The 19,658-nt window shown below is 59.1% G+C and carries 20 protein-coding genes; 9 read left to right on the forward strand and 11 right to left on the reverse strand.

Annotated elements, in window-relative coordinates; genetic code table 11:
• Nucleotides 1-75: 75 nt before the first annotated feature.
• From JNB85_RS23890 to JNB85_RS23900, 3 genes are all read right to left on the reverse strand, one after another.
• The gene (locus JNB85_RS23890) at nt 76-1,440 is read right to left on the reverse strand and encodes a glutamine synthetase family protein (RefSeq protein ID WP_220336761.1); all 1,365 of its coding nucleotides are present in this window, start codon (nt 1,438-1,440) and stop codon (nt 76-78) included.
• 144 nt (nt 1,441-1,584) lie between these two features.
• Nucleotides 1,585-3,135: an amino acid permease gene (locus tag JNB85_RS23895; RefSeq protein WP_220336762.1), complete on the reverse strand. Its 1,551-nt coding sequence runs from the start codon at nt 3,133-3,135 to the stop codon at nt 1,585-1,587.
• A gap of 119 nt (nt 3,136-3,254) precedes the next feature.
• On the reverse strand, nt 3,255-4,025 hold the full coding sequence (locus JNB85_RS23900) for an N-formylglutamate amidohydrolase (RefSeq protein WP_220336763.1): 771 nt from the start codon (nt 4,023-4,025) through the stop codon (nt 3,255-3,257).
• A 177-nt stretch (nt 4,026-4,202) separates the two neighbouring features.
• Here JNB85_RS23900 and JNB85_RS23905 point away from each other — a divergent pair, with 177 nt between their 5' ends.
• The 7 genes from JNB85_RS23905 to JNB85_RS23935 all read left to right on the forward strand — a co-directional run bounded on the left by JNB85_RS23905 (nt 4,203) and on the right by JNB85_RS23935 (nt 11,031).
• Nucleotides 4,203-5,075, forward strand: coding sequence for a MurR/RpiR family transcriptional regulator (locus tag JNB85_RS23905; RefSeq protein WP_220336764.1), 873 nt, complete (start codon nt 4,203-4,205; stop codon nt 5,073-5,075).
• Nucleotides 5,076-5,261: 186 nt separating this feature from the next.
• Nucleotides 5,262-6,365, forward strand: coding sequence for an ABC transporter substrate-binding protein (locus JNB85_RS23910; RefSeq protein ID WP_220336765.1), 1,104 nt, complete (start codon nt 5,262-5,264; stop codon nt 6,363-6,365).
• 74 nt (nt 6,366-6,439) lie between these two features.
• Nucleotides 6,440-7,333, forward strand: coding sequence for an ABC transporter permease (locus JNB85_RS23915; protein WP_220336766.1), 894 nt, complete (start codon nt 6,440-6,442; stop codon nt 7,331-7,333).
• A complete protein-coding gene (locus JNB85_RS23920) occupies nt 7,330-8,118 on the forward strand; it encodes an ABC transporter permease (RefSeq protein ID WP_220336767.1) in 789 nt (262 codons plus the stop codon). Before JNB85_RS23915 ends, JNB85_RS23920 begins: the two co-directional genes overlap by 4 nt.
• Before the next feature lie 12 nt (nt 8,119-8,130).
• Nucleotides 8,131-9,192: an ABC transporter ATP-binding protein gene (locus tag JNB85_RS23925; RefSeq protein WP_220336768.1), complete on the forward strand. Its 1,062-nt coding sequence runs from the start codon at nt 8,131-8,133 to the stop codon at nt 9,190-9,192.
• A 164-nt stretch (nt 9,193-9,356) separates the two neighbouring features.
• A complete protein-coding gene (locus tag JNB85_RS23930; protein WP_220336769.1) occupies nt 9,357-10,694 on the forward strand; it encodes an MFS transporter in 1,338 nt (445 codons plus the stop codon).
• A gap of 31 nt (nt 10,695-10,725) precedes the next feature.
• Nucleotides 10,726-11,031 carry an NIPSNAP family protein gene (locus JNB85_RS23935; protein ID WP_220336770.1) on the forward strand — a complete coding sequence of 102 codons (306 nt, stop codon included), beginning with the start codon at nt 10,726-10,728 and terminating at the stop codon, nt 11,029-11,031.
• Nucleotides 11,032-11,316: 285 nt separating this feature from the next.
• On the opposite strand, the gene JNB85_RS23940 is transcribed toward JNB85_RS23935, so the two are convergent.
• The 6 genes from JNB85_RS23940 to JNB85_RS23965 all read right to left on the reverse strand — a co-directional run bounded on the left by JNB85_RS23940 (nt 11,317) and on the right by JNB85_RS23965 (nt 17,191).
• A complete protein-coding gene (locus tag JNB85_RS23940) occupies nt 11,317-12,318 on the reverse strand; it encodes an ABC transporter ATP-binding protein (RefSeq protein WP_220336771.1) in 1,002 nt (333 codons plus the stop codon).
• Between the two features lie 10 nt (nt 12,319-12,328).
• Nucleotides 12,329-13,396, reverse strand: coding sequence for a Gfo/Idh/MocA family protein (locus tag JNB85_RS23945; protein WP_220336772.1), 1,068 nt, complete (start codon nt 13,394-13,396; stop codon nt 12,329-12,331).
• Nucleotides 13,393-14,235, reverse strand: a complete 843-nt coding sequence (locus tag JNB85_RS23950; protein ID WP_220336773.1) for a carbohydrate ABC transporter permease — start codon at nt 14,233-14,235, stop codon at nt 13,393-13,395. The genes JNB85_RS23945 and JNB85_RS23950 overlap by 4 nt, the downstream gene beginning before the upstream one ends.
• 13 nt (nt 14,236-14,248) lie before the next feature.
• Nucleotides 14,249-15,196, reverse strand: a complete 948-nt coding sequence (locus JNB85_RS23955; RefSeq protein ID WP_220336774.1) for a carbohydrate ABC transporter permease — start codon at nt 15,194-15,196, stop codon at nt 14,249-14,251.
• 278 nt (nt 15,197-15,474) lie between these two features.
• Nucleotides 15,475-16,734, reverse strand: coding sequence for an ABC transporter substrate-binding protein (locus JNB85_RS23960; RefSeq protein WP_220336775.1), 1,260 nt, complete (start codon nt 16,732-16,734; stop codon nt 15,475-15,477).
• Between the two features lie 88 nt (nt 16,735-16,822).
• A complete protein-coding gene (locus JNB85_RS23965) occupies nt 16,823-17,191 on the reverse strand; it encodes a hypothetical protein (RefSeq protein ID WP_220336776.1) in 369 nt (122 codons plus the stop codon).
• A 72-nt stretch (nt 17,192-17,263) separates the two neighbouring features.
• Here JNB85_RS23965 and JNB85_RS23970 point away from each other — a divergent pair, with 72 nt between their 5' ends.
• Nucleotides 17,264-18,148, forward strand: coding sequence for a glucosamine kinase nucleotide-binding domain-containing protein (locus JNB85_RS23970; protein ID WP_220336777.1), 885 nt, complete (start codon nt 17,264-17,266; stop codon nt 18,146-18,148).
• The gene (locus JNB85_RS23975) at nt 18,145-18,909 is read left to right on the forward strand and encodes a GntR family transcriptional regulator (protein WP_220336778.1); all 765 of its coding nucleotides are present in this window, start codon (nt 18,145-18,147) and stop codon (nt 18,907-18,909) included. Before JNB85_RS23970 ends, JNB85_RS23975 begins: the two co-directional genes overlap by 4 nt.
• A 3-nt stretch (nt 18,910-18,912) precedes the next feature.
• Here JNB85_RS23975 and JNB85_RS23980 read toward each other — a convergent pair whose 3' ends face one another.
• The gene (locus JNB85_RS23980; protein WP_220336779.1) at nt 18,913-19,314 is read right to left on the reverse strand and encodes a type II toxin-antitoxin system VapC family toxin; all 402 of its coding nucleotides are present in this window, start codon (nt 19,312-19,314) and stop codon (nt 18,913-18,915) included.
• Nucleotides 19,311-19,544: a type II toxin-antitoxin system Phd/YefM family antitoxin gene (locus tag JNB85_RS23985; RefSeq protein WP_220336780.1), complete on the reverse strand. Its 234-nt coding sequence runs from the start codon at nt 19,542-19,544 to the stop codon at nt 19,311-19,313. The genes JNB85_RS23980 and JNB85_RS23985 overlap by 4 nt, the downstream gene beginning before the upstream one ends.
• Nucleotides 19,545-19,658: the final 114 nt, after the last annotated feature.

Genomic DNA, 19,658 nt, shown 5'->3' on the forward strand with positions numbered 1-19,658 from the left:
GCCGCAGAGAAAGACACCTCGACTGGTCCTCCGCAGGAGAATCCAGCCGGGCGACGTTCCGCTTCGAATATGTTCTTAAGCTCTCTCGAAGCCGCGCGCCACTTCCCAATCCGTGATGCGGCGGTCGTATTCTTCCTGCTCCCATTCGGCAGCGCGGGTATAGTGATCGATGACCTCGTCGCCGAAGGCAGTTCGCAGCATCTCCGATTCCGTCATCGCCTTGGTCGCAGCCCGCAGCGTACGCGGAATCTCGCGGATATCCTTGCCGAAATAGGCATCCCCCACATAGGGCGCTTCCAGTTCCAGCTTCTTTTCGATGCCATCGATGCCGGCGGCAAGCAGCGCAGCGAAGGCAAGGTACGGATTGAGGTCGGAGCCACCGACGCGGCACTCGATACGGATCCCCTTGGTCTCCTCGCCGCAGAGGCGATAACCCGCCGTGCGGTTATCCTTGCTCCAGACGGCCTTGGTCGGCGCGAAGGTGCCAGCCATGAAGCGCTTGTAGGAATTGATATAGGGCGCCAGGAAATAGGTGATCTCGCTCGCGTGGCTGAGCAGACCGGCAATATAGTTCTGCATCAGCGGCGACATGCCGTGATGGCCGGCATGATCGAAGAAGAGCGGCTTTTCTTCGAGACTCCAGAGCGACTGATGGATATGCGAAGAACTGCCGGCAGCGTTGTAGTGCCACTTCGCGAGGAAAGTGATCGCCTTGCCTTTTGACCAGGCAATTTCCTTGCAGCCGTTCTTGATGATCGCATGCCGGTCGGCCATGGTCAGTGCGTCCGCATAACGCACATTGATTTCCTCCTGGCCGGCGGACGCTTCGCCCTTGGAGTTTTCGACCGGAATGCCGGCGCCCTGCAGGCCCTTGCGGATCGCCCGCATCACCTCTTCTTCCTTGGTGGTCTGGAAGATGTGGTAGTCCTCGTTATAGGCGCTGGCGAGCTTCAGGTTGCGATAGCCGGACGCCTGCGCTGCCTCATAGCTTTGGTCGAAGAGAAAGAATTCGAGCTCGGAGGCCATGTAGGCCTTCATGCCCATACCCTCCAGCCGCTTCACCTGCTTCTTCAGGATCGCGCGCGGCGAATGGGCTACTTCTTCATGTGTATGATGGTCGAGCACGTCGCAGAGCACGAGCGCGGTGCCTTCGAGCCAGGGAATGACGCGCAGTGTCGAAAGGTCTGGCTTCATCGTATAATCGCCGTAGCCCTTTTCCCAGCTGGTCGCTTTGTAACCGGAAACGGTCTCCATCTCCATGTCTGTCGCCTGCAGGTAGTTGCAGCTATGCGTTTCCTTCCAGGCGCTTTCGAGGAAAAATTCCGCCTGGAAGCGCTTGCCCATCAGGCGTCCCTGCATATCCACCTGGCAGGCCAGCACCGTATCGATGCGCCCGTCGGCAACGTCCTGTCTGAGATCGTCGAGAGTATAGCTGCTCATGATTCATCCGCCTGAAATTGAAACCGGGAAATCGGGACAACGAAAGGGCATGCGACCGCAGGGATCAACCCGTTCGATGCCTTTTCGTTGAACCGTGATGGAGCCGCGCGATGCGGCCCCATCGTATAAGGGGAAAGCTCCTTCTCAGACTTCGCCAACCGCCGCCTCCGCGGCTGCGATTTCAGCCTGACGTTTAGCGATCGCCTCGCCGATCGGCGGCCCCTTGAAGCGGCGGCTCTCGAATGCGAACCAGACGATAGCGGTCAAGACGAGGAAGCCTACAGTGATTTCCAGCGCCCAGTCGTTCGGCGGCTGAATGCCGATGTAGAAAATCAAAGCCATCGACAGGATGCCGAGAACGGCAACCACTTTATACAGCCCGATTCCCATATTCCAGGGTCCCATCTTCGGCCATTTCGCTGTTCCTATCGAGATGAGGCCGAGAGCGATCGGCACAATGAAAGACAGGAACAGGAAGATGACCGTGCACGATACGACGATCGAATAGGCCGGGGTGCCGGCAATGGTAATCGCCGATGTAAACCAGACAAAGAGCACGGAAAGGATCGAGCCCGTCCAGATGGCTGCGACCGGCGTGCGGAAGCTCGGGCTGACCTTGGCGAGGACCGAGGACGCCGGAAGCCCCTTGTCACGCGAGAAGGCAAAGATCATCCGCGAAAGCGAGGTGACCGTCGCAAGGCCACACAAGAACTGTGAGACGAATATCAGCACGTAAAGAATGGTTTTGATCGTCGGGTTGACCTGCGCGTCCATCGCCCAGAAGAACACGTTCCAGCCCTGTTTTGCCGCATCGTCCATGTTCGGGATCATCAGCACGAAGGCGCATAGCATAAGATAGCCGAAAAGCGCCGACCAGAGAACCGAGGAAACCATGCCGCGCGGCACGGAAACCGCGGCCTTGACGGTCTCCTCCGAGGTGTGCGCCGAGGCGTCATAGCCGGTGATGGTGTAGATCGGCAACAGCAGGCCGAGCAGGAATGCCATGCCTGTCGAGACGGTAGTCGGCCACACGAGCGATGCACCTTCGGTGCCCGTATAGTTGGCGAAGGTGAAAAGCCGCGAAATATCCCAGCTGGGGGCAGCAGCCAAGCAGACGATCGTCAGCAGAATAGCTGTTGCAAAGATCAGATATCCCGAAAAATCCGTGAGCTTGGCAGTCAGGCCGATGCCGAAATGATTGATGCCGGCCTGCAGCCCAGTGATGATCGCCACAAAGACGACGCGATGAAGGAGCGTGTCCTCTATACCGAATTGCGGCCCGAAGGCCCCGAAGAAGAAGTAGAAAGTGCCGACATTGATGGCACCGAGCACGGTGACGAGCCCGAGCAGGTTGAGCCAGGCCGACAGCCATCCGGTGAAACGATTGCCGAGGATCGAGCCCCAATGATAGAGGCCACCGGCTGTCGGATAGGCGGAGCCGATTTGCGCGAGGCCGAGGGCAAAGATGAACGATATCAGGCAGCCGAGCGGCCAACCAAGGCCAATCGCCGCTCCTCCCGCACCCGCTGTCGCCTGCCCGAGCGAATTGATGCCGCCGGAGAGAATGCAGATAATCGAAAACGAGATTGCGAAGTTCGAGAACGAGCTCATCCGCCGTTCGAGTTCCTGGGCATAGCCCATGGAATGCAGGATATGCATATCCTGCTTCTTATCACTTTCGGTGTAGTCCGACATGACTTCCCCCTGTTGACAATCGCCCGCGGAATTGCGGCCGATCCTGTGCCAATAGTGCCCGTGGCTTTTCGCCTTGCGGGCTGTTCGCAGTTAAACTGCTCCCCGGGGTCTTATTCTTTTCAGGCTTCCAAACTTCTCTGGATGAGCCCTGTTAGATAGTCGGCCACGACCCCTTGGCCGGTATCGTCTGCGATGAGGTCGTTGCGGACCTCGATCATGACATTGCGAAGCCCGTTGGAAACGCCATGCAGGATCAGCGTGTGCGTCACGCCATCCTTAGGTCCGTAGGGTTCGTTGCGCTCGGTGCGGTAAAGCGGCGCATCGGCCGCAAACTCCAGCATACGGTCGGCAAACCGGCTGTCCTCGTCGTGGAGGATGCCGAGCTCGACGGCGCGTTGCTTGCCATTATAGACGGGAGTGAAGCTGTGGATCGTCACGATGACGCTATCCTGCCCCTTCGCCTGCCGGTCGCGGATCAAGGCACGCACGCGATCATGGAATGGCAGGTAGAGAGCTTCCGTGCGGGCGCGGCGCTCGCTTTCGGCCAAATCCTGGTTCCCGGGAATCGTATAAATCTCGCTGACCTCGGGCATCGCGCCCGGCGAGTTCGGCGGCCGGTTGCAGTCATAGATCAGGCGCGAGAAGCGCTGGTAGATGAGCGTTGCATCGAGCGCAGCGGAAATGGCGCGGGCAACGGCAAGGGCACCTGGATCCCAGGCGATATGGCTGGAAAGCGCTTCCTCGGAGAGGCCGAGATTACCGAAATGTTCAGGAAGCGTGCGCGATGCATGCTCGCAGATAAGCAGCACGGGGCTCTTGCCGTGAGCACGCTCGATTGCAACGCAATCGCCGTCCGCCTCGTTGAGAATTTTGGCCTGAGCCAGCACCAACGGCGCTTCCCCCATCGCTTAATAAATACCTTACAAGAAAAGAATTCTTCAGCTTCACCGCGGTGTCAAGCACACTCTGAAAATATCTTTTCACGACAGTCATTGACATGGATTGTGACAGCGTTGTTAACTTTGAGTGGGAAAGTGGCGCCAGACCATCCCGGGGAGCAAAATCACGTGAGTGTCGCGGCAAAGACCGTTTCAGACGTCATTCATTCGCATTTCGGCGTGCTCACGCGCGCCGAGAGACAATTGGCCGAAAGCCTTCTCGACAACTATCCCGTCTCAGGTCTCGGCAGCATCACCACCATTGCTGAAAATGCCGGCGTCTCCACGCCGACGGTCGTGCGCATGGTCCAGAAGCTCGGCTACAAGGGCTATCCGGATTTCCAGCAGCATCTGCATCAGGAAGTCGAGGCGACGATTTCCAATCCGATCGCCAAGCACGATCGCTGGGCCCAGAACGCGCCGGGCACACATATATTGAACCGCTTCGCCGATGCCATTATGGGCAATTTGCGTCAAACGCTCACCGATCTCGATACGGCAACCTTTGACGATGTCGCTGCCCTGCTCTCGGACCGCAAACGCACGCTCTATTTCGTCGGCGGACGCATTACCGGCGCGCTGGCCGAATACTTCTTTACCCATATGCAGGTCATTCGCCCGAACACGGCGCTGCTCTCGTCCAATTCGTCAAGCTGGCCGCAATACGTCCTCAATATGAATCCGGGCGATCTGCTCATCATCTTCGATATCCGCCGCTATGAGCAGGAGATGGTGAGCCTTGCCACCGCCGCCCGCAAGCGCGGCGCTGAAATCATAGTCTTCACCGACCAATGGACCTCACCCGCCGCCAAGCTCGCCCGTCACGCCTTCCGCGTGCAGATCGAGGCGCCGTCGGCCTGGGATTCCTCCGTCGTTACACTCTTCATTGTGGAGGCGCTCATCGAAGCGGTGCAGAATTCGACCTGGGACGAGACGAAGGAGCGCATGAAAACGCTGGAAGGCCTGTTCGAACAGACCCGGCTTTTCCGCAAACCTGGTTAGGAGGAACAGCTAAAAAAGCAAAAACAAAGACGGATTTCGCGGAATCAGGACAGCCTGTCGCAAATAAAACATCTGCCGCAAGCTCCTGCTATTCATGACAAAATTAACGTCACGCAACTGTCATACAAGCTTCATCTAACGACAGTAACAGCACATCGGACACTGAAAACCCGAAGGAGAACAACAGTGATCTCTAACATTTCTCGACTGCTCTCGCTTTCTACTGCGATGATCGTTGCTTCGACTGCGATCGCAGCAGCTGAGCCGAGCGCTGATCTTATCGCTGCCGCCAAGAAAGAAGGCACGCTGACCACGATCGCTCTCCCGCACAACTGGTGCGGCTACGGCGACGTCATCGCAGGCTTCAAGGCCAAGTACGGTCTCGAAGTCAACGAATTGAACCCGGATGCGGGTTCGGGCGACGAAATCGAGGCTATCAAGGCCAACAAGGGTAACACCGGCCCGCAGGCTCCTGACGTCATCGACGTCGGCCTCTCCTTCGGTCCGTCCGCCAAGAAGGATGGCCTGATCCAGCCTTATAAAGTCTCTACCTGGGATTCCATCCCTGATAGCGCCAAGGATGCCGAAGGCTACTGGTACGGCGATTACTACGGCGTTCTCTCCTTCGTCGTGAACACCGATATCGTCAAGAACGTCCCAAAGGACTGGGCTGACCTCAAGAAGCCGGAATATGCCAACACCGTTTCGCTTGCCGGCGATCCGCGCGCTTCGAACCAGGCTGTTCAGGCCGTTTATGCTGCCGGCCTTGCAACCGGTGAAAAGGACGCGACGAAGGCCGGTGAAGCCGGTCTCGCCTACTTCGCAGAGCTGAACAAGGCCGGCGTGCTCGTTCCGGTTATCGGCAAGTCCGCTTCGCTCGCTCAGGGCTCCACCCCGATCGTCGTGGCATGGGACTATAACGGTCTCTCATGGCGTGACAGCCTTGCCGGCAACCCGCCGGTTGAAGTCGTCGTTCCCTCGACCGGCGTCGTCGCAGGTGTCTACGTTCAGGCGATCTCCGCTTTCGCTCCTCATCCGAACGCTGCCAAGCTCTGGATGGAATACCTCTATTCGGACGAAGGCCAGCTTGCTTGGCTAAAGGGCTATTGCCACCCGATCCGTTTCAACGACCTCGCTCAGAAGGGCAAGGTTCCGAAGGAACTGCTCGACAAGCTGCCGCCGGCTGAAGGATATGCAAAGGCTGTCTTCCCGACCCTCGACGAGCAGGGCAAGGGCAAGACCGCGATCACCACCAAGTGGGACAGCGTCGTCGGCGCCAACGTTCAGTAATATCTGACCTCGCCTCCCCGCCTTTGTCGGTGGGGAGGCTTTTCTCACTCCGACGCCCCAGGATGAGCTTTTCCATGAGCACTGTTTCAACGCCTATGGTAAGCAATGCCCCCTTGATCAACAAAGACCGCGTGATCGACTGGCTGGGCATTGCACCCTTCGTAATTTTTTCTCTGCTATTCCTGATCATCCCCACTCTGTATCTTGTGGCGGGCGCGTTTCTGACGCCCGATGGCGATTTCACACTGAAGAATATCGGCGATCTTTTCACGCCATCTATTATGAGCGCCTATTGGATCAGTATCCGCGTCTCGGTAGCATCTGCCATCGGCGGCGCGCTTATCGGCTTTTTCCTCGCCTGGGCCGTCGTACTCGGCGGCCTGCCGAACTGGACCCGCGCAACGCTGCTGACATTCTCGGGCGTCGCCTCGAACTTCGCCGGCGTACCGCTTGCCTTCGCCTTCCTGGCAACGCTTGGCCGCACCGGCCTTGTGACCCTCTTCCTGCGCGACTGGTTCGGCTTCAACCTTTACGGCACCGGCTTCAACCTCCTCTCGTTCTTCGGCCTCACCATCACCTACATGTATTTCCAGATCCCGCTGATGGTGCTGATCCTGACGCCGGCGCTCGATGGCATGAAGAAGGAATGGCGTGAAGCTTCGCAGATCCTCGGCGCCACCAACCGCCAGTATTGGACCATGGTCGCCATGCCGATCCTGTGGCCGAGCCTGCTTGGCACGACGCTGCTTCTGTTTGCGAATGCTTTCGGTGCTATCGCAACCGCCTATGCGCTGACCGGTTCGTCGCTCAACATCGTCCCGATCCTGCTCTACGCACAGATCCAGGGTGACGTCCTTCACAACGCCAATCTCGGCTACGCGATTGCGCTCGGCATGATCGTCATCACGGGCGTTTCGAATGTTCTCTATCTCATGCTGCGCATGCGCGCTGAACGGTGGCAAAAATGAAGGGACAACGTATCGGCGCCTGGATCGCCATCATCATCGGCGCAACCTATTTCATCGTCCCGCTTCTCGGCACGCTGGAATTCTCCCTGCGCAAGCGTCGTGACGCCTATTCGTTCGATGCCTATCAATCGGTCTTTTCCGATGTCAATTTCCGCGAGACGTTCGGCTACTCCATGATGATGGCCGCGCTGACCATCGTCTTCGGCATGCTGCTCGTGGTGCCAACCGCCTATTGGGTGCGCCTCCGCCTGCCTCAGATGCGTCAGATCGTCGAATTCATCACACTGCTGCCGCTCGTCATTCCGGCGATCGTCATCGTCTTCGGCTATATCCAGATGTACAAGTCCTCCTCGTACCTGCCGCTGACCGGCTCCACGACGGGCACCAACATCCTGCTGATGTTCTCCTACATCACGCTCTCGCTGCCCTACATGTACCGCGCCGTCGATACCGCCATGCGCGCCATCGACGTCCGAACGCTGACGGAAGCAGCCGAAAGCCTTGGCGCGAAGTGGACGACGATCATGTTCAGGTGCATTTTTCCGAACGTCATGAGCGGCGTGCTTTCGGGCGCCTTCATCACGCTCGCGATGGTAATGGGCGAATTCACCATGGCAGCCCTGCTTGGTCGCCCTGCTTTTGGCCCCTACCTGCAGCGTGTCGGCGCCAACCAGGCCTATGAGCCTTCCGCGCTCGCCGTCATCGCCTTCTCGATCACCTGGCTCAGCATGGGCCTGCTCAATCTCGTTTCCCGCTTTGGCAAAGCCCGCCCGGCTAGGGTATAAGGTATTTGGCTCATGTCCTTTCTTACGCTGACCAACATTCAGAAATCCTTCGGCCAGACCCAGGTCGTCAAGAACTTCAACATGAACATCGAGAAAGGGGAATTCGTCTCCTTCCTCGGCCCATCAGGCTGCGGCAAGACAACGGTTCTGCGCATGATCGCCGGTTTCGAAACGCCTACCGGCGGCACCCTGACGATCAACGGCAAGGACCAGCGTCCGCTGAAGCCGAACCAGCGCAACATCGGCATGGTCTTCCAGGCCTACGCTCTCTTCCCGAACATGACGGTGCATGACAATGTCGCCTTTGGCCTGAAAGTCGCGGGCGCTCCCAAGCCGGAGATCGACAGCAGAGTCAAGGAGATGCTTGGCCTCATCAAGCTCGATCATCTGGCCGACCGCTTCCCCTACCAGATGTCCGGCGGCCAGCAGCAGCGCGTCGCCCTTGCCCGCGCGCTTGCCGTCAAGCCGCAGGTTCTGCTGCTCGACGAACCGCTGTCTGCCCTCGACGCAAAGATTCGCGTATCGCTGCGCGAAGAAATCCGCCAGATCCAGCAGTCGCTCGGCATCACCACGGTCTTCGTCACGCACGACCAGGAAGAGGCTCTTTCGATCTCCGACCGCATTGTCGTCATGAATGCTGGCAAGGCCGACCAGATCGGTACGCCTTTTGAAATCTACAATACGCCGGCAACGCGCTTCGTCGCTTCCTTCGTCGGCACGTTGAACCTCATCGAGGCCAAGGTCGTCGATCCCGACAGCAACCGTATCCAGATCGGCGATCAGGGTGTGACACTGAAGCAATCGGTTCAGGCCTACAAAGTCGGCGATACCGTTCAGCTCGCTCTGCGCCCGGAAGCTGGTTCGCTTGCCGAAGGTGCGCGCAGCGATACGGCGCTGACAGGTAAGGTCGTCTCCGCACACTTCCTCGGTTCAGTCATCCGCACCCGCATGGATGTCGGCGGCAACGTGATCTCCTTCGACATGTTCAACAGCCCGGGTGTCACTCCGCCGGCCGCCGGCGAGACCGTGACGCTCCGCTTCATGGCCGCCGACCTTCTCGTCATCCGCGACTGATCGGAAGAAAAACGTTCTTGATGAGGGCGCCGCCGATGCGGCGCCTTTTTTCGTTTCGCGGAAACACTGTCAGCAAACGTGATGGAGCTATCACCAGAAAGAACTTGAAGTGGCGGGAACCATGCCGCATGGAGCAAACATTCCGATCCACGAAGTACTCCATCATGTCATCAGTCGCAGCCCCCGCTCCCCGCAGCCTGACGTCCCAGGATTTCCGTACGCTTGGCCTTTCGGCACTCGGCGGCGCACTGGAATTCTACGATTTTATCATCTTCGTCTTCTTCGCAGCTGTGATCGGCAAGCTTTTCTTCCCGCCGGAAATGCCGGACTGGCTGGTGACGCTGCAGACATTCGGCATCTTTGCGGCAGGCTATCTGGTCCGCCCGCTGGGCGGTATCGTGCTTGCCCATTTCGGCGATCTCTTCGGCCGCAAGAAGGTCTTCGCCTTCTCGATCCTGCTGATGGCACTCTCGACGCTCGGCATGGCGGCCATGCCGACCTATGCCGCAATCGGTGTCGCAGCCCCCGTGCTTCTCATCCTGATGCGCATCCTGCAGGGTGCCGCGATCGGCGGCGAGGTTCCGGGCGCCTGGACCTTCGTGGCCGAGCACGTGCCCTTCCGTCGCGTCGGCTTTGCCTGCGGCTTCCTGTGCTCGGGCCTGACGCTTGGCATCCTCTTCGGCTCCTTCATCGCCACGATCATCAACACCGTCTTCACGCCTGACGATATCGCCGCATACGCATGGCGCCTGCCCTTCTTCATCGGCGGCATCTTCGGTCTCATCGCCGTCTATCTGCGCCGCTGGCTGCAGGAGACGCCTATCTTTTCCGAGATGAAGCAGAGCCGGTCGCTGGTGCCGGAACTGCCGCTGAAGGCCGTGCTTCGCGACTACCCACGCGGCGTCGTGATCTCCATGTTGCTGACCTGGATCCTGTCCGCCGGCATCGTGGTGACGACCTTGATGACGGCGACGTTCCTGCAGAAGCAGTATGGGTACACCGCCCAGCAATCGCTGGCCGCCACCAGCTTCGGCACGCTCTTCCTGATTTTCGGCACAGCGGCAGCCGGCGCGATCGTCGACCGTGTCGGCTCCGGGCGCTTCTTCCTGGTATCGAGCATCTTCTTTGCCATCGCCACCTTCGCTTTTTACAGCTATGCAGCGGTGTCATTGACGGTTCTCTTCGTGCTCTACGCCATCATGGGCCTCGCCGTCGGCATGGTCGGCGCAGTGCCTTATGTGATGGTGCGCGCCTTTCCGGCCCGTGTCCGCTTCAGCGGCCTCTCCTTCTCCTACAATGTCTCCTATGCAATCTTCGGCGGCCTGACGCCGCTTGGCGTCGCGGCCCTGCTGCCGATCAACCCGATGGCGCATGCTTTTTATCTGCTGTTCATCGCCGCCCTCACCTTCGGCCTCGGCCTCTATCTTCTCGTCAAGGGAGATAGCGTCGAAGCGGAAGTCGGCATCGAGGAATTGATGGAGCGCCTCGGCTCCCGCACCTGAACGGAAGAACTCGTCGAGACAGGATATTTCGATGATCACCTGCTACCTGCGATACGTGATCGACCCCTATAAGCTGGCTGAGTTCGAGGAATATGCCCGGCTCTGGATCCCGATCGTCAACAGGATGGGCGGCACGCATCACGGCTATTTCCTGCCGTCAGAAGGCGCCAACAACATTGCTGTGGCGTTGTTTTCCTTCCCGAGCCTTGCCGCCTATGAGGATTACCGTGCCCGAATGGGAAGCGACCCGGATTGCCAGGCCGCCTTCGAGCTCGACAAGCGCAACCGCAGCATCCTCAGCTATGAACGCAGCTTCATGCGCCCGGTTCTCGGCTGATCGCGCCGGAATTCCGTCCAGGCATATCAATCCCGCCAATCGGGTTAGGACAGCACCAGATTAAATGCATCCCTGGTGACGCTGGTGGTGCCCGTCAGCGCGAACCTGCTAGGCACAGTCTTTCTCGGTGAAAGACTAGAGACGTTCGAGTTCGGTGGGATGATCCTGATCGTGGCGAGCCTGATCATCATCGATGGACGGCTTTTTCGAAGCCAATTTCGGCTTCCATACCGCCCGGAAGAAAAAGCCCCGCTCGCTGGCAGGACCTTTTCATTCCGGCTGCGATCAACGGATCGCCTTGTCGTTGGCATCAAAGCGATGGATATGGGTCCCATCCGGCGTCGCATAAACGATCTCATCCGGCTCATACTTGTGCTCGCCGAAGAGACGCGCGGTGATGAGGCCGCACTGCTCGGATTCCAAGTAGACGATGGTGTCTGCACCGAGATGCTCGACATGCACGGTCTTCGCCTTCCAGGTGCCGTTGTCGCGCGACAGCGTCAGATGCTCGGGGCGGATGCCGACCGTCTTTGCGTTGGCGTCGCCCAGCTTATCGCCGGGGATGAAGTTCATCTGCGGTGAGCCGATGAAGCCGGCGACAAAGACATTCGCCGGGCGATTATAGAGTTCCATCGGCGAGCCGATCTGCTCGATCGCACCGGCATTCAGCACCACGATCTTGTCGGCGAGCGTCATGGCTTCGACCTGGTCGTGCGTGACGTAGATCATGGTTGCCTTGAGGCTGCGATGCAGACGAGCGATCTCGAGGCGCGTCTGCACGCGCAACGCCGCATCGAGGTTGGAAAGCGGCTCGTCGAACAGGAAGAGTTCCGGCTCACGCACGATGGCACGTCCGATCGCCACGCGCTGGCGCTGGCCGCCCGAAAGCTCGGCCGGGCGGCGCGCCAGATATTGCTCGAGCGACAGCATGGACGAGGCTTTCGTCACCCGCGTCTCGATTTCATCCTTCGGCGCCCCCGCCTGCTTGAGGCCGAGGCCCATATTGTCCTTCACCGTCAGGTGCGGATAGAGCGCGTAAGACTGGAAGACCATGGCGATGCCGCGCTTGGCCGGCGGCGTCAGCGTCTCGTCGCGGCCGTTAATGACGACAGCACCCGAGGTGACGTCTTCCAGGCCGGCAATGCTCCGCAGCAGGGTCGATTTCCCGCAGCCGGAGGGACCAACGAAAATGACGAATTCGCCGTCCTTGACCTCAAGGTCGATGCCCTTCAGCACTTCGTGCTTGCCGTAGGCCTTGCGGATGGATTTGAGTTGAAGCGATCCCACTAGTCTTTCCCTATAGTCTAACCGGTCGCCCGGTGCGCACGCTTTCGTCAGCGGCAAGGCAGATGCGCAGCGAGGCCACCGCATCATCCATATGGCGGGTAAGGTCCAGATCCTCGTTGATGGCGCGCAGCACGAAGGCCTGCTCCAGGTCGCAAAGCGCCTGGTGGCCGGGTTCGCCTTCCATCGTCATGTCGTGATCGGGACGGATGAATTTGCCGTCGGGCCCAGTCTCTGCCGTATGCAGGCGGATGACGGAAGTCTTGGTATGCGTGTCGATGTCGTCGGACTTCGCGTTCGGATCCATGACGATCGAGACGGCGCCGTTCGGCGACATGACATCCTTCACGAAGAAGGCTGTCTCGGAAATCATCGGTCCCCAGCCGGCCTCGTACCAGCCAACGGAACCATCTTCATAGAGCACCTGCAGATGGCCGTAATTATACATGTCGGGGGCGATCTCGTTCGACAGGCGCAGGCCCATGCCGCGCACCTCAACCGCCTTGGCATCGGTGATTTGGCACATGACATCGACATAGTGGACGCCGCAATCGACGATCGGCGAGGTCGTCTGCATCAGCGACTTGTGCGTCGCCCAGGTCGGGCCGCTGGACTGCTGATTGAGGTTCATGCGGAAGACATAGGGACCGCCGAGCTTGCGCGCTTCCTCGATCAGCTTCTTCCAGGACGGATGATGACGAAGAATGTAGCCGATCACCAGCTTCTTGCCCGCCTTCTTCGCCGCAGCCACGACGCGCTCCGCATCGGCAACCGTCGTTGCGAGCGGCTTTTCGACGAAGACGTCGCAACCGGCCTCGAAGGCGGCGACGGCATAGTCCGCATGACTGTCGGAATAGGTATTGATCGAGCAGAGATCCGGCTTCAACTCGGCAAGCGCCGTCAAGAAGTCGGGGTGAATCGTGTACTGCTCCAGTTCGGGCGCAAGCTGCGACGGTTTGGAGCGGTTGACGAGGCCGACGATCTCGTAGCCCGGATTGTTGTGATAGGCGAGCGCATGGCTGCGGCCCATATTTCCGAGTCCTGCGACCAGAACGCGGATCGGCTTGTCGGATTGGCTCATTTGACGGCTCCCGAGGTGATGCCGCGGATCAGCTGCCGCGAGAAGATGACATAGAGAACGAGGATCGGCAGGATCGCCAGCGACAGTGCCGCCAGGACCGCATTCCAGTTGGTGACGAACTGACCGATGAAGATCTGCGAGCCGAGCGTCACGGTCTTGGTGGCTTCGGAAGGCGCCAGGATCAGCGGGAACCACAGGTCGTTCCAGATCGGGATCATCGTGAAGACGGCAACCGTCGCCATCGCCGGCCGCACCAGCGGCAGCACGAGGCGGAAGAAAATCGAATATTCCGAGAGGCCATCGATACGGCCGGCATTCTTCAGATCGTCGGAGACGGTGCGCATGAATTCCGAGAGAATGAAGATCGCAAGCGGAATACCCTGCGCCGTATAGACGAGGATCAGCGCCGTCAGCGTATTGACGAGGCCGGTCGCGACCATGCCCTGCAGGATGGCGACCGTGCCAAGGCGGATCGGGATCATGATGCCGATCGCCATGTAGAGGCCCATCAACGTATTGCCTTTGAACCTATATTCAGAGAGGGCAAAGGCAGCCATCGCCCCGAACAGCAGCACGAGGAAGATCGCCACGATCGTCACGATGAAGCTGTTCTGGAAATAGGTGGCGAAGTCACCCTGCCCCAGCACCGTTTGGTAGCCGATCAGGCTGAAGGTGGACGGTGTGGGCACCTGCAGCGGCGAGCGGAAGATCGCGTTGCGGTCCTTGAACGAATTGACGATCGTCAGGAACACCGGGAAGATCGCAATCAGCGTATAGCCGATCAGCGCCTGATGCACGAGGCTGGTGCGAATGGGGGATGTGCGGGCTCTGTTCGACATGGCCTCACACTCCTCAGAACTGGTAGCGACGCATGCGCCGCTGGATGGCGAAAAGATAGAAGGAGACGCCTGCGAGAATGATCAGGAACATGACCGTCGCAATCGTCGCGCCCATGGAGCGATCGCCGAGCTGCAACTGGAAACCGAAGAAGGTGCGGTAGAGTAACGTGCCCAGAATATCCGTCGACATGTCAGGGCCGGCAAGCGCGCCCTGCACCGTATAGATCAGGTCGAAGGCATTGAAATTGCCGACGAAGGTCAGGATCGAGATGATGCCGATTGCCGGCAATATCAGCGGCAGCTTGATCTTCCAGAATTGCGCCCAGCCGGTAATGCCGTCGCATTCGGCAGCCTCGATCACTTCCTCCGGAATGCTCAGGAGCGCTGCATAAATCAGCATCATCGGGATGCCGATATATTGCCAGTTCGAGATCAGCGACACCGCGATGAGCGCAGGGCCGGATTGGCCGAGCCAGGGCGCAAAGGCCCACTTCAAGCCGACGAGGCTCATCAGCCAGGGCGCGACACCCCAGATCGGCGAGAGGATCAGCTTCCAGATAAAGCCGACGATGACGAAGGACAGCAGCGTCGGCAGGAAGATTGCCGTGCGGTAGAAGGCAACGAAGCGAAGCCGCGGCGTCGACAGAAGGGCTGCGAGCGCAATCCCGATCGGGTTCTGCACGCACATATGGATGACGAAGAAGACCACGTTGTTGCGCAGCGCATTCCAGAAGTCGTGCACCCAGCGGGCATCGCCGAAGAGTACTTTATAATTGGCGAGCCCGACAAAGGCCGAGGCGCCATCGACAGTATTATAGAAAGAAAGCCGGAGCGTTTCGATCAGCGGCAGGATCATGATCGCCGAATAGACGATGAAGGCCGGAAGAAGGAAGATTCCGATATGCCAGCGAATGGGACGCTTGATCGGGATCACGTCGACTGCGGTGTCGGCTTCGCTCATGGCTTTTGCCTTGTTGCTATGGGCTGGCATCAGAGCACAGCGCAAATAGATCTCGATGCGAGAAAGTTGGGATTTTGCTCAGCTTTCAGGTGTCTCTTCGCTATAGCGAGTTGCCATGCCTCTGGCATGACAAAGACTCCTTCTGGCCTGCCGGTCTTCTTCCCCACAAGGGGGAAGAAGACTCGCGGCGTGATCCCTCCCTGCCGAAGCCGCAACATTTGCGGCAAGCGAAGCCCCTCCCCCTTGTGGGGAGAGGTTGGGGAGGGGTTTTCTTCACATCACTTGCCAGGCTTGTACCAGCTGTCGAGGCCCTTCTGGAGCTTCTCGGCAGCGGCAGCCGGGGTGTCCGTGCCGTTGATGACGTTGGCCGATTCAACCCAGGTCTCGTTTTCGAGGTTCGGCGTACCGCGCGACAGGATTTGATAGGTGGAGCGGACGGTCGACTTGTACGGGCCGCGCCAGGAAACGAATTCCTGAGCGAGCGGATCGCTCATCTTGACCGGGTTGGAGTTCAGGCTGAAGAAGCCCGGCAGTGCGTTCGCATAGATGTCCGCAAACTCAGGCGAAGCGACCCAGGTGAGGAACTTCTTGGCTTCTTCCTGATGCGTGCTCTTGGCGTTCAGAGCAACACCGATATCCGGATGGTCGGAGATGTAGCCCTGATCGCCAGCCTTCGGAACCGGCGGCGGGAAGGCGCCCATCTTGAACTGCGCCTGCGTGTTGAACAGCGCGATTTCCCACGAACCGGCCGGGTAAATGGCGGCGCGGCCGAGCGTGAAGAGGTTCTGGCTGTCGGAGTAGGTCTGGGCTTCGAAACCATCACCGAGATAGGGCTTCCACTTGGCAAGTTCTTCGAAAGGCTTGACCCATTCGGGGTCGGTCAGCTTCTGCTTGCCAGCGATCAGCGCCAGGCGGCCTTCTTCACCCTTCCAGTAGTTCGGACCGATATTCTGGTAGCCCATGGTTGCGGCTTCCCAGAGGTCCTTGGTACCCATGGCGAGCGGGATGTAGGTGCCGTCAGCCTTGATCTTGTCGAGGGCAGCGAAGAACTCATCTTCCGTCTTCGGAATAGCGATGCCGAGCTTGTCGAAGGCATCCTTGTTGTAGATGAAGCCGTGTATGACCGAGGCCATCGGTACGCAGAAGGTCGACTTGCCGTCGTCTGTCGACCATGCAGCCTTGGCGACCGGCGAGAAGTTTTCCATGCCGGACAGGCTGGTAATGTCGACGAGCTGCTTTTTGTTGAAGAGTTCGAGCGAGGCGTCGAATGGACGGCAGGTGATGATGTCGCCGGCAGAACCTGCATCGAGCTTGGCATTCAGCGAAGCATTGTATTCGGTCGGAGCGGTCGGCGAGAAGACAATCTTGATGCCTGGGTTCTTGGCTTCGAAAGCCGGGATGATCTTTTCCTGCCAGATCTGCAGATCGTCGTTACGCCAGCTTTCGACCGTGAGCGTCACGTCGGCGGCATGAACGAGGCCGGCCGACGACAGCAGGCTGGAGGCAAGCAGCAAGCTTTTCAGAGCAGTGTTTTTCATTTCCCTCTCCTGTTTTTAGCGCCGCTAGGCGCTGTTTTCGGTCTGAAACAAGCGGTTGGCGTGCCTGAGGAAACACCCAACGCCCCTTTTAGAGCCGCCAAGTCTGGCGGCCCTGAAGCTCTGCCGACACGAAGGATGCCAGCCTCCGGCCGAACAGGCGCTCCCGATACGCTGAATCGGGCGCCTGGAAATAAAGGAAAGCTTGGAAAGATACCGCACGCCTCCGCGAGCCATGCCGGCTCCTGCGATCACCGTCTGCACCTTTCTCGAAACCTGGCCGGCGCTGTTTTTCTTTGCCGGTTTTTACATGCCTCGATACGCTGTTCCCTTTTCTGGAATTAAGTCCAAAAAAATACCAATTGTCCAGACAAAAATTAACTTTTGAACCAGAGAAAATCATCTGAACAATTTTATTATTAAAAATCAGCATGATAAAGGCGATATGATTTTCGACCATTTCCACTTGGTAAATGGTATTTTTTTGGTATTGTATAGAAAAATATAAGGGAACGGTGTAACCGGAGGTCCGATGACGGAACTTGCAATCGGCATAGATGGTGGCGGAACAAGCTGCCGGGCAGCAGTTGCGGATAGAATGGGCACTGTCATAGGCCTTGGCAGGGCCGGCCCTGCCAACATCCTTTCCGATCTGGAAAACTCTCTCGTCAATATCGTCGAATCCGCCCGCCAGGCCCTGCGCGACGCTGGATATGGAGATGAAACCGCTTCCACGGTCTTCGCAGTTGTAGGTGTTGCCGGCGCCAATGTCGGCGACTACGGCCAGCGCATCGAAAAGGCCCTGCCCTTTAAGAACGGCCGGGTTGTCACCGATGCGTTGATATCGTTGCAAGGTGCGCTCGGCGATGCCGATGGGATAGTCGGCGCCGTCGGAACCGGCTCGGTCTATAATGCGCGCCGAAATGGCAAACTGCACGGCATCGGCGGCTGGGGTTCCATCGTTGGCGATCAGGCAAGCGGCGCGCGGCTTGGCCGCGACCTCCTGGAAAGGTCCCTGCTCGCCTATGACAAGGTCCGCCCCACCTCGCCGCTGACGGAAAAGATCATGGCCGAGTACGGCAACGATCCCGAGCGAGTCGTCGAATTCGCCCATACCGCCCGCCCCCGGGATTTCGCACGATACGCACCGGCCGTATTCGGGGCCGCAGAAGCCGGTGATGCGATCGCAATCGAGATTGTCAGAGAGGCGGCAGATGCGATCGACGCCAGCCTCAATGCACTCTCTTGGCCCGAATGCCCGACGATCTGCCTGCTCGGCGGCCTTGCCAGGGCCTACCATCCGTGGCTTGCAGATCGGCATAAGACGTTGCTGGCAGAGCCGAAAGCCGATGCGCTGCAGGGTGCGGTCGATCTCGCCGTCAAGCTGATGAACGACCGGCAGAGAGGCGTGGCATGACTGACGATCTCGCCTCCATTCTGTCCCCCGAACGCCTGCAGGCCGGCGGCACTGGCCCCCTCTATGTAAAGCTCCGCCGGACCCTGGAGGAGGCCGTCCGCACCGGCACGCTCGCCCATGGCGATGCCCTGCCTCCGGAGCGCGACATTGCCGAATTTGCGGCCGTCAGCCGCGTCACCGTGCGCAAGGCGATCGACGAACTCGTGGCCGACGGCCTGCTCGTGCGCCGCCACGGCTCCGGCACCTTCGTCGCTAAGCCGGTTTCGAAAGTCGAACAGCGCCTGTCGCAGCTCACCTCCTTCACCGAGGACATGGCGCGCCGCGGCATGTCCTCCCGCTCCGAATGGCTGCACAAGGGCATCCACACGCCGTCACCCGACGAGATGATGATCCTCGGCCTCGGCACGGACATCAAGGTTTCGCGCCTGTCGCGCCTGCGCATCGCCGACGACCAACCCCTGGCGATAGAACATGCAAGCGTATCGGGCGAATTCCTGCCCGACCCCTCTGCTGTCGCCAATTCGCTCTATGCTGAACTGGAGCGGCTCGGCGTGCGCCCCGTCCGCGCCGTGCAGCGCATATCCGCGACCAACATGAAGGAAGCCGACGCTCAACTGCTGGGCGTGCCCGTCGGCCAGGCTGGGCTTTCTATCGAGCGTATTTCCTATCTCGGATCTGGCCGCGCGGTGGAATTCACTCGCTCGCTCTATCGGGGCGACGCTTATGACTTCGTGGCCGAATTGACGATCGGCGCGACGTAAGCCTTACCAGAAGCGGGCGATCCAAAGCTCATTTCCGCGAAGTTCGTCGAAGACCACGTCAGCGGAGATGATGGGTATTCCATTCTGCATGGCAGTGGCAGCCAGAAGCCGATCGAAGGGATCGCGATGCTGCCAGTCCATCATAGCGGCACTCAGACATATGTCCGGCGTCAATGCGGCGGTGATACCACCCTGCTCCTGCAAAAGATCTGCAAGCCGCTCGATGAATGGCTCCATCTCAGACCATTTTCCAAGGCGGACTTTCTCGCCGATTTCAAACAGCGATATGGGACTGACAAGAACGGTCTCGGCTTTTTCGATCAAAGCAACCGCCTTGGCCGAGAGACGGTCGTCGCCGGTCAGCGACCATGCCCAGGCATGCGTGTCGAGCAGAAGCGTATTCACTCCGCTCCTTCCCAGGACGTGAGTTCTTCTTCGTCCATCGGCTCAAAAAAGTCAGGCCCTTTGCCACCGACTTGCCCCTTCAGCAGGCCGATCTTGAAGGATGCCTGACCGATCGGCACGATCTTCACGACAGGCTTGCGCCCCTTGGCGATCACCACTTCCTCGCCGGAAAGGGCGGCGTCGATCAACTTCGACAGATTGGTCTTCGCGGCATGAATGGTGACTTGCACGACAGCCCTCATTAGCTAACTTAGCTAAACATACCACCTCAGCGGCGGAGCTGAAAGGCCTTGACGGCAGAGAATTGTGAGGCACGCCAATAAGATAAAGCCGAAACGTAAATC

This window comes from Rhizobium mesosinicum (assembly GCF_019511345.1).
Lineage (GTDB): Bacteria > Pseudomonadota > Alphaproteobacteria > Rhizobiales > Rhizobiaceae > Rhizobium > Rhizobium mesosinicum.

Excerpts from the sequence above, each read along its gene's own strand:
- JNB85_RS23920 (WP_220336767.1), top strand. The coding sequence starts at position 7,330 with ATGAAGGGACAACGTATCGGCGCCTGGATCGCCATCATCATCGGCGCA.
- JNB85_RS23890 (WP_220336761.1), bottom strand. The coding sequence starts at position 1,440 with ATGAGCAGCTATACTCTCGACGATCTCAGACAGGACGTTGCCGACGGG.
- JNB85_RS23935 (WP_220336770.1), top strand. The coding sequence starts at position 10,726 with ATGATCACCTGCTACCTGCGATACGTGATCGACCCCTATAAGCTGGCT.
- JNB85_RS23895 (WP_220336762.1), bottom strand. The coding sequence starts at position 3,135 with ATGTCGGACTACACCGAAAGTGATAAGAAGCAGGATATGCATATCCTG.
- JNB85_RS23955 (WP_220336774.1), bottom strand. The coding sequence starts at position 15,196 with ATGAGCGAAGCCGACACCGCAGTCGACGTGATCCCGATCAAGCGTCCC.
- JNB85_RS23915 (WP_220336766.1), top strand. The coding sequence starts at position 6,440 with ATGAGCACTGTTTCAACGCCTATGGTAAGCAATGCCCCCTTGATCAAC.
- JNB85_RS23960 (WP_220336775.1), bottom strand. The coding sequence starts at position 16,734 with ATGAAAAACACTGCTCTGAAAAGCTTGCTGCTTGCCTCCAGCCTGCTG.
- JNB85_RS23925 (WP_220336768.1), top strand. The coding sequence starts at position 8,131 with ATGTCCTTTCTTACGCTGACCAACATTCAGAAATCCTTCGGCCAGACC.
- JNB85_RS23930 (WP_220336769.1), top strand. The coding sequence starts at position 9,357 with ATGTCATCAGTCGCAGCCCCCGCTCCCCGCAGCCTGACGTCCCAGGAT.
- JNB85_RS23965 (WP_220336776.1), bottom strand. The coding sequence starts at position 17,191 with ATGGTCGAAAATCATATCGCCTTTATCATGCTGATTTTTAATAATAAA.
- JNB85_RS23945 (WP_220336772.1), bottom strand. The coding sequence starts at position 13,396 with ATGAGCCAATCCGACAAGCCGATCCGCGTTCTGGTCGCAGGACTCGGA.
- JNB85_RS23950 (WP_220336773.1), bottom strand. The coding sequence starts at position 14,235 with ATGTCGAACAGAGCCCGCACATCCCCCATTCGCACCAGCCTCGTGCAT.
- JNB85_RS23970 (WP_220336777.1), top strand. The coding sequence starts at position 17,264 with ATGACGGAACTTGCAATCGGCATAGATGGTGGCGGAACAAGCTGCCGG.
- JNB85_RS23975 (WP_220336778.1), top strand. The coding sequence starts at position 18,145 with ATGACTGACGATCTCGCCTCCATTCTGTCCCCCGAACGCCTGCAGGCC.